At 34.8% G+C, this 9,139-nt stretch carries 7 protein-coding genes and 1 pseudogene; 5 read left to right on the forward strand and 3 right to left on the reverse strand.

The features are described from left to right. The first annotated feature begins 113 nt into the window (after nucleotides 1-113). Nucleotides 114-1,412 (forward strand): annotated as a pseudogene (locus tag ACTNDN_RS23990) (MFS transporter). A 119-nt stretch (nucleotides 1,413-1,531) separates the two neighbouring features. Here the strand turns inward: ACTNDN_RS23990 and ACTNDN_RS23995 are convergent. Continuing rightward, nucleotides 1,532-1,912 carry a hypothetical protein gene (locus ACTNDN_RS23995; protein ID WP_441132493.1) on the reverse strand — a complete coding sequence of 127 codons (381 nt, stop codon included), beginning with the start codon at nucleotides 1,910-1,912 and terminating at the stop codon, nucleotides 1,532-1,534. A gap of 636 nt (nucleotides 1,913-2,548) precedes the next feature. Between ACTNDN_RS23995 and ACTNDN_RS24000 the strand changes: the two genes are divergently transcribed. The 4 genes from ACTNDN_RS24000 (at nucleotide 2,549) to ACTNDN_RS24015 (ending at nucleotide 7,487) form a co-directional block, all read left to right on the forward strand. Beyond that, nucleotides 2,549-3,730: a pyridoxal phosphate-dependent aminotransferase gene (locus tag ACTNDN_RS24000; RefSeq protein ID WP_441132494.1), complete on the forward strand. Its 1,182-nt coding sequence runs from the start codon at nucleotides 2,549-2,551 to the stop codon at nucleotides 3,728-3,730. A gap of 98 nt (nucleotides 3,731-3,828) precedes the next feature. Next, nucleotides 3,829-4,824 (forward strand): phosphoglycerate dehydrogenase, encoded by a 996-nt coding sequence (locus ACTNDN_RS24005; protein ID WP_441132496.1) that lies wholly within the window; start codon nucleotides 3,829-3,831, stop codon nucleotides 4,822-4,824. 149 nt (nucleotides 4,825-4,973) lie between these two features. Then, nucleotides 4,974-6,197, forward strand: coding sequence for a Bcr/CflA family multidrug efflux MFS transporter (locus tag ACTNDN_RS24010; RefSeq protein ID WP_251629867.1), 1,224 nt, complete (start codon nucleotides 4,974-4,976; stop codon nucleotides 6,195-6,197). Between the two features lie 228 nt (nucleotides 6,198-6,425). Next, entirely contained in the window at nucleotides 6,426-7,487 is a 1,062-nt protein-coding gene (locus ACTNDN_RS24015) for a hydroxyacid dehydrogenase (protein WP_441132498.1), read from the forward strand. Nucleotides 7,488-7,782: 295 nt separating this feature from the next. Here ACTNDN_RS24015 and ACTNDN_RS24020 read toward each other — a convergent pair whose 3' ends face one another. Continuing rightward, a complete protein-coding gene (locus ACTNDN_RS24020; protein WP_251629871.1) occupies nucleotides 7,783-8,544 on the reverse strand; it encodes an SDR family oxidoreductase in 762 nt (253 codons plus the stop codon). 54 nt (nucleotides 8,545-8,598) lie between these two features. Beyond that, a complete protein-coding gene (locus ACTNDN_RS24025; RefSeq protein WP_441132500.1) occupies nucleotides 8,599-8,970 on the reverse strand; it encodes a MerR family transcriptional regulator in 372 nt (123 codons plus the stop codon). Between the last annotated feature and the right edge of the window lie 169 nt (nucleotides 8,971-9,139).

The raw sequence follows: 9,139 nt of genomic DNA on the forward strand, positions 1-9,139 counted from the left end.
AAAGAAAAAAACGAAATTTTGATGAAAGAAAATGTTTAGAAAGCGGATACAAAATTAAAAGTTTTATTTTATAAAAAGGGAGCTAAAAAAAACTCCCACAAAAACTTGACTCAATCGGCGATTTAGCTGTCAATTTTGTATGGGCATCGATGGGAATGTTTATTGTTTTTTTCTATACAGACGTAGTGGGTATTTCAGCTGCTGTTGTAGGTACGATAATGCTTGTTTCCCGTTTTTTAGATGGGATTTCAGATGTTGCAATGGGAATAGTAGTGGATCGAACCAAATCCAAACATGGTAAAGCACGACCATGGATTCTGTGGATGTGTGTACCATTTGCCGCTTTGACTGTTTTGTTATTTACGGTGCCGGATGTTAGTGATACAGGGAAAATTATTTATGCGTTTATCACATATAATATACTGACATTAGCCTTTACGGCAGTAGTTATTCCGTATGGAACACTAAATTCATTGATAACCCAAGATCAGCATCAGCGTTCTCTCTTAAATATTTTTAGAATGTTCCTTGCTCAAATAGGGGTTATTCTTGTTAGTAGTTTGACACTTCCATTGGTTGACCTCTTTGGTGGGACACAAACTGGATGGATTATGACATATATTGTGTATGGGATAGTCGCTATTTGTTTGTTTTTATATACCTTTAAAGCAACTAAAGAACGAGTACAAATCACACAAGAAAAAACAGAGGCAAAGATACCATTAAAAGTTAGTTTGAAAGCGTTATTAAAAAATAAATATTGGGCGATGATATTCGGTTTCTTTATTATTTACAGCATGGGAACTGCGCTATGACAAGGAAGTACCATTTATTACGCCCAATATTTACTTGATAATCAAACTTTAACAGGTATATTAACAATGGCCATTACTATTCCGGTTATTGTTGGCTTCTTCTTTATGCCACCTCTATTTAAGCGATTTGGGAAAAGAAATGTAGTATTAGCTGGTTCAGTTATTTCCATAATTGGTACATTGATTATCATGATTGATATTACCAATATCTATTTCGTAATAATTGGGCAAATCATAAGAGGATTAGGAAAATCGCCGTTTACAGGTGCTTTATGGGCGTTTTTGCCTGACACGATTGAATATGGGGAATATAAAACGGGGGTTAGAAATGAAGGCTTGGTCTATAGCGCCGGCAGTATGGGACAGAAAATAGGTGTTGGCTTCGGAGCAGCTTTAGTAGGATGGGTATTAGGATGGACGGGATATATTGGTGGAGCAGCAGTTCAGCCAGATGAAGCGTTACTTGGGATTAATGCTCTTTTCCTTTACCTGCCACTGGCAACCTATGTTTTACAATCCATCTTACTATTATTCTATAAATTAGATAAAATCTATCCACAAGTCGAAAGAGAGCTTTTAGCAAGAAGAAGTAAATAGTAATTTAAACTGTTTATATGTTAGTAAAGGAAAGGGAAATCCTAATTTAGAGATTTCCCTTTCCTTTATTTAAATATTAATTCCAAGTACTTTAAAAGTGAAGGGAGAAATACATATTGTTATTTGTTTTTTATTTTTTCATACAAATACTGAAATCCGTATAATACATACGATTTATAGTGTATGTAGATAAAAAATTGCAAATAATTTAAGCGATAGAGTCGAATAATTTTCATTTTTTTTAGAATAGGCATACCGATAAAAGTAAATATCCCATTGGCAATAGCATTCATAAGAGCATATTTTTTTAGATTCCCGTATGAATATTTTAGTATCCACAAAGACATAGGCATATAAGGGCCAATATCAAAGGGAAGCTCATCCCTTACAAAGGATCTACGTTTGTCGTAAAATTTCCACCATTTTTTCTTATGTCCATAGAGGTGATTAATAATTTCAAACAATACAATAAAAGCACCGGCAATGGAGTAGCGATTCATACTGCGCTTTCCTATAAACAATAAAGATAACCACGGCATCAAAATGATAAAGAAATTAAAAAGCTTATGCCTATTTGTTGCTATTACGAAATTCACCTCAACTAGAATTGTTTTGTATCCTTATTAAAATATCCAAACATCATCAAAAAATACTTAATATTGTTTTTCACTTGTCAAGAATTCATAACATGTAGAAAAGAAAGCGAATAGGTGATTACTAAATGGGGAGATATTCCGAAAAGATGTTAATTTCATAAATAGTAATAAAGAATAACATTTCAAGATTCTATATAAATAAATGAAATTTGGTTGAGTATTGTAGTTGGAATTTTAAAAAAATAAAAAAATAACATTTACAAGCAGTAAATAGAGGGATATTATAACCCATATAAAGTTATGGTTTGTATAAAAAAACAACCAAGAATTAAATACCTTCTAAATTAACATCTTGGATAAAACAGATAACAGAATATTTTAGGTAATCGTTACATTGGTCAGAACCTAGTATCTTTCCAGTTAATATGAAAAGGAATGTAACCAATAGTGAGGCTCATCAATAGAGTAATAGTTTTTAGACTATCTGTTTAAAACCATCAAATCAATAGCTAAATTTAAAACCGTATGGAGGAGCTTATCATGTCTGTAGCTAACCGTTTAACCAATATTCCTTTTTCAAGTATTAGAGAAATTTTTGATGAAGCAAATGCGATGCAAAAAAGTGGGATAAATATTACACATATGGAAATAGGAAGACCAGATTTTGATACCCCAATACATATTAAAGAAGCTGCAAATGCCGCATTGCAAGAGGGATTTGTTCATTATACAGCAAATAACGGTATTCAAGAATTGAGAGAAGCAATTGCAGTCAAGCTAAAAAGGGAAAATAAGATACATGTTGATCCTAATAAAGAAATAGTTGTTTCGGTTGGGTGTAAAGAAGCCATTGTCAGCATGATTCTTGCATTTATTAATCCTGGTGATGAAGTGTTGATTCCTGATCCTGCCTGGCTTGAATATCAATATATCGTCGAGCTTGCTGGAGGGGTATCCGTGTCGATTCCTTTACGGGAAGAGGAGGACTTTATACTTAATCCAGAGGATGTAAGAGCTAGGATAACAAGTAAAACGAAAATGATTCTTTTAAATTCTCCTCATAATCCAACAGGGGCAGTATTGCCAGAGGCTTATTTAAAAGAATTGGCTGACATTGCGATTAATCATAATCTATTAGTCTTATCCGATGAAATCTATGAAAAATTAATTTATGAAGATGCAGAACATATAAGCATTGCTACATTGCCAGGTATGTTTGAGCGGACAATTACGATAAACGGCTTTTCCAAGGCATATGCGATGGATGGCTGGAGATTAGGCTATGCAGCTGGTCCTGAAAAGCTGATGAAACCAATTATGAAAGTGCATCAATATAATACTTCTAGCGCTACTTCGTTTGCACAATATGGCGCGGTTGCTGCCTATTTGGGGACTCAGGAACCTGTTTTTAAAATGGTTCAAGAGTTTGATAAACGACGTCAATTATTAGTTAATAGATTACAGGAATTAGATTATGTTAGTTGTGTTGTTCCTAAAGGAGCCTTTTATGTTTTCCCTTCTTTCAAGGGGATTGGCATGACGTCAAAGGAATTGGCGACCTTTCTTTTAAGAGAAGCACAGATTGCTTGTGTTCCTGGATCTGCGTTTGGAAACTATGGAGAGGGTTATCTCCGCATGGCCTATTCAACGGAGTATAAGCAAATCGATGAGGCAATGGATCGACTAGGAGAAGCGCTGAAAAAATTAACAGTAAAAGGCTAGTTATGTAGATCATTAGATTTCGAAATGTGAAATTCAAATCATAATACAATCGCAATAACTACTAGGAGATACTAAATGTTTATCTGGAGGTCAAAAACTTGAAGCTTTTAATCATGTTAAGAGATGCTTTCTATGAAGCAAATCCTAAATTTATAGAAGATGCAAAGCAACTAGGTGAAGTGAAACTATTATATACCGATCATGGAATTGGGAAAGAGGAATTGAAAAAGGAAGTTAAAGATGTAGATATTATTATTGTTGCAGTAGTAAAAATTGATAGCGAAGTAATAGAAGCTGCCCCGAATTTAAAATACATTATAAAATATGGAGCTGGCTATGACAATATTGATGTCGATTATGCCTATGAAAAAGGAATTTTAGTAACAAATGCTCCTGGTGTAAATGCCCAATCAGTCGCTGATCTTGCGTTCGGTTTGATGTTATCAGCTGCAAGAAATATTCCTAAAAAAGATCAAGAGATAAAATCAGGACACTGGGAATTGTCAATGGGCAATGAAATTTATCAGAAGAAGCTAGGTATCATAGGCTTTGGGTCCATTGCGAAGGCAATCGCAAAACGTGCAATCGGGTTTGATATGGAAACAATAGTATACACGAATTATCCAGATCAAACGGTAGCTGACCCATTAAATATAACATTTGTAGATAAAGAAGAATTGTTTAAAACGGCTGACTATCTTATTATTGCCACTTCTTTAAACGATAAAAATAGGCATTTGATTAATAGTGAAACATTAAGTTTAATGAAAGCAACTGCTTACATCATCAATATATCTCGGGGTCCATTAGTGAACGAAATAGATTTAGTCAAGGCGCTTGAGGAGAAAAGAATTAAAGGTGCAGCATTAGACGTATTTGAGGTAGAGCCACCTATTAATGATTTACCGGGAAGAAAGGAGATTGTTGCGACCCCGCATATTGGAGGAGCCACCTTTGAATCTATAAAAAGAGTAGGTGACTTATCTATAGCTAATATAAAGAAATTTGTTCTTAAGGAAGAGCTTGAATTTGTTGTGGTTCCGAAAAGGGGGACAAGGGGTCTGACCCCTTGTCCCAGCCATAAAAAAATTTAATGAAAAAAATAAGTGCGTAAGTAGTGAAATATTTCAGGATTCGTAATACAATATGTAAAGCAACAAATGCTTCCTTCTTTGAAAGAAGCATTTTTTTGGTTCATATTCGAAAGGATATAGAAAATTTATTGTAGGAAGGCGATAGAAAATTGAACACAATATCCAATACTAAAAGGCTACAAATTGCTTTTCTGTTGGGATCATTATCCCTATTAGGTCCATTTACAATCGATACATATTTACCTGCGTTTCCAACGATTGTTGAGGAATTTCACACGAGTGCCTCTCTTGTGCAAGTTAGTTTAACGACTTGCTTATTAGGATTAGGTTTAGGCCAGTTAATTATTGGGCCAATGAGTGATGTACAGGGCCGTCGAAAACCATTGCTTATTTTTCTCGGTTTATATTTATTATCTTCATTAGTCTGTGCGGTAGCGCCAAATATCTATATGTTGATTGTTTCACGATTCATACAAGGATTTGCAGCGGCAGGTGGTCTTGTTATTTCAAGAGCTGTTGTTCGAGATCTTTATAGTGGAAGAGAACTAACAAAGTTTTTTGCTACATTGATGTTGATTGGAAACCTTGGACCAATTGTGGCGCCAATTATCGGCGGGGCTATTCTTTCCTTTGCAAATTGGAAAGTGGTTTTTCTTGTTTTAACATGTGTTGGCGCCATTTTGACTGTAGTCGTTTCCTTTAAACTAGAAGAAACGTTACCAATTGAAAAACGTGTACCAAGCAATATGAAACAAGTAGTCATGAATTTCGGTTCCTTATTAAAAGACCGTGAATTTGCCGGTTATGCATTTACACAAGGCTTTACCACAGCAGGAATCTTTGCCTATGTATCTGGTATTTCTTTTGTTTACCAAAATATTTATGGTGTTTCCCCTCAAGTCTTTAGTTTATTGTTTGGAATAAACGGGGTTGGCTTAATTATTGGAACACAAATTGTTGGTCGATTATCTAGATTTTCGGAGAAAACCTTCTTGAAAAGTGGTTTAGTTCTTTCTATGTCAGCTTCTATTTTGTTAGTAATTGCGATTTTATTACATGCACCATTACTAGCTGTTGCAATCCCGATTTTCCTATTCGTCACTTCTATCAGTATAATTGGTACATCATCCTTCTCTTTAGCAATGGAAACAAAGGGACATATGGCAGGAAGTGCATCTGCATTATTAGGCTTATTACCATTTTTACTAGGTTCATTAACTGCACCATTAGTAGGAATTGGCGGAGAATATACAGCGCTACCGATGGGAGTTATCATCTTCGCATCAAGCTTATTAGCTTTCTTATCCTACTTTGTATTAGTGCGAAAAGCTTCTTTAAAAGTGAATACACCAAAGCATGTTACGCATAATTAATGAAATATATCTTTTCTTTAAAACAGGTACTTTCGAATGAGAAAGTGCCTGTTTTTTTTTGGAGAAAGAAGAAATTTGTCTGATTCTTTTCGATAAATGACAAAATAGTTTGATAAAATGAACGAGAAAAGAAAATAGAGTTAACACTAGCTCCAAATGCATGGAAAGCTAATTTCTTTATTATTTCACAGGAAATATAAATCAGCTAATAATGAGGAGGTATGACGGATGTCAAAACCTAAAGTGCTGCAAATATTACCCATGTATCATGAAGCAGCTGAGAAAATCTTAAACAATAAGGCAGAGGTTATAAGAACAGATGATTATAGTATGGAAAATTTATGTGAATTAGTTAAAGCGGTGGATGCAGTAGTTTTAAGAGCGCCTGCACGAATAGAAAAAGAAGTAATTGAAGCTAATCCTCATTTAAAAGTGATTTCTGGAGCAGGAGTTGGGCTTGATAATATTGATGTTGCATATGCTACAAAGGTAGGGATTCCAGTATTGCATGCACCTTCCGTAAATAAAGTTTCCACTGCAGAGCATACCGTAATGTTTATCATGGCATTAAGTAAGTCCCTTCTAAACTTTCATAAAGAAATGGAAAAAGGAAACTTTGATTCGAGGAATCGAATAAGTACCCAAGAATTAAAGGGGAAGAAAGTAGGGCTAATAGGTTTCGGGAGCATTGCACAAGAGGTAGCAAAACGATTAGTATATGGGTTAGATATGAAGGTATCAGCTTGGGTAAGAGAGGTTAGTCCTACTAAACAGAAAAAAGCGAATGATCTAGAAGTGGAAATTACCGACGATATCAAAAAAGTATTTGCTGAGTCTGACTTTATATCTATACATATTCCATTAAATGAAGAAACGAAATATTCCATTGATAATGCGTTATTTTCCTTGATGAAACCAACAGCATATATCATTAACACAGCAAGAGGGGCTGTCATTAATCAAGAGGATTTATACACGATTTTATCAGCCAATAAAATCGCAGGAGCTGCCCTTGATGTCTATGAAGCGGAGCCAATATCAAAAGACAACAAATTATTAAGCTTATCCAATGTGCTACTCACCCCACATGTAGGTGGAACAACAAGGGAAAGTAATTATATTATGGCGACTACTGTTGCACAAAATGTTATTAATTTCTTAAATGGAGAGGAGCCAGAGTTTGTTGCTAATCCGGGTGTTTTTGGGAAGGTTGCACTGCAGGAGCTAGATCGAAAGAAAAACGAAGTAAGTGCAACAAGTATTAACACTGTACATAGTTGGAGTGAGTAGAATGAATTAATATATTTGGTGAATTACATAAATAGAAGTTACTTCGCTAAATAATTCTGTAGAATTACAGGAAGAATTGTTTCAAATAGAGATTAAAACAAAGTTAAAAAAACTGTAACCTGTGGAATTTTCTACTAAAAACATGAGAATTTATATCCTTTTTGAAATTAAAGATCAAAAGAGAGGATGGAACGTTTAAAAACTTATATAATGCGTAAGTAGCGAATTTATAATAAAGAAAACTCACCTTCATGGAGAGTTTTCTTTAATTATCATCATAAGGTTATATAAAATTTTACTCTATCGTCTTCTTCATCGCATTATACATATTTTCCACATGCTTATCCGAATCATCACGTGACATTCTCAAGCGATTGACAGAACTTCCATATCCAATTTCCATCTTTCCTTCTTCTAATCCTTGGAAAATTCCATCTGCGAAGGCATCCAATGGTTCGCCACTTGTATGTAAGCCAGCACCGCCTAAATCTGTATTCACAGCAGGAGGAGCAACTTCGATTACTTCTACTGAAGTATCAGAAAGCTGGTGTCTTAAACTCATGGTGAAGGAATGCATTGCCGCTTTTGTTGCTGAATAAATTGGAGCAATTGCCATCGGTGTAAAGGCTAAGCCTGATGTTACATTAATAATGGTCGCATTTTCTTTTTCTGAAAAATAGGGTGCAAACAGCATAGACAGATGGATAGAAGCTTCCATATTAATGGTGATTTCTTTGTTAAAATAAACCCAATCATTCTTCGCATCTGCTTTTAACACATTAAAACGTTGTTGAATTCCTGCGTTGTTCACTAACACATTCACGTCTGGATAGTTCGCTGTCACCCAATCGAATAATGCAATACGGTCAGCTTCCACTGCTAAATCGCTCACAAATGTAATAAGGTCAGGGAATTTTTCTTTCGCCTGTTGAAGTACCTCTTCTCGGCGACCACAAACAATCACTTGATTTCCTGCTTTCATAAATCGGTCTGCAAAAGCTAAACCGATCCCGGCGCTTCCACCTGTAATTAGAATTGTATTGCTTGAGAGTTTCATTTGGATTCCTCTTTTCGAATTATTTTATACTATATATAGCTACCAAATTTCTTCCTATATTCTTTCCTCTATCTTTTGCGTATACCGTGCTATTTTTACATCAATTCCTTTTAGGGATTCCTCCATTAACGATATTTCAGCGACTACATCTTGCCTGTGATTTTCCATCATTGCCAGTCGTAGCTGAATGGTGCTGTCTCCTTCTATAATCCAATCAATATATTGTTTAATCTTTTTTATAGGCATATGCGTATTCTTTAAACAGATAACTGTTCCGAGGAGTTCCATTTGATTTTCTGAAAATAACCGCCTTCCAGCTTCATCACGTTCTATTAATGGAAGCAGTCCTTGCTTTTCATAATATCTTATCGTTGATTCAGGAATATTAAATTTAGCTGATGCATCACTGATATGACAAAATTTCATTCGGAGACCTCCATTCATTGTCGACAGAATTAGTATACGACTTAAACTACGGTTTAAGTCAAGTAGTCTAATGAAGGGGATTGAGTCAAGTTTTTGTGGGAGTTTTTTTAGCTCCCTTTTTATAAAATAAAACTTTTAATTTTGTATCCGCTTTCTAAACATTTTCTTT

It is taken from the genome of Niallia sp. HCP3S3_B10, from assembly GCF_052064465.1.
Lineage (GTDB): Bacteria > Bacillota > Bacilli > Bacillales > Cytobacillaceae > Niallia > Niallia hominis.

Excerpts from the sequence above, each read along its gene's own strand:
- ACTNDN_RS24020 (WP_251629871.1), bottom strand. The coding sequence starts at position 8,544 with ATGAAACTCTCAAGCAATACAATTCTAATTACAGGTGGAAGCGCCGGG.
- ACTNDN_RS23995 (WP_441132493.1), bottom strand. The coding sequence starts at position 1,912 with ATGAATCGCTACTCCATTGCCGGTGCTTTTATTGTATTGTTTGAAATT.
- ACTNDN_RS24025 (WP_441132500.1), bottom strand. The coding sequence starts at position 8,970 with ATGAAATTTTGTCATATCAGTGATGCATCAGCTAAATTTAATATTCCT.
- ACTNDN_RS24000 (WP_441132494.1), top strand. The coding sequence starts at position 2,549 with ATGTCTGTAGCTAACCGTTTAACCAATATTCCTTTTTCAAGTATTAGA.
- ACTNDN_RS24015 (WP_441132498.1), top strand. The coding sequence starts at position 6,426 with ATGTCAAAACCTAAAGTGCTGCAAATATTACCCATGTATCATGAAGCA.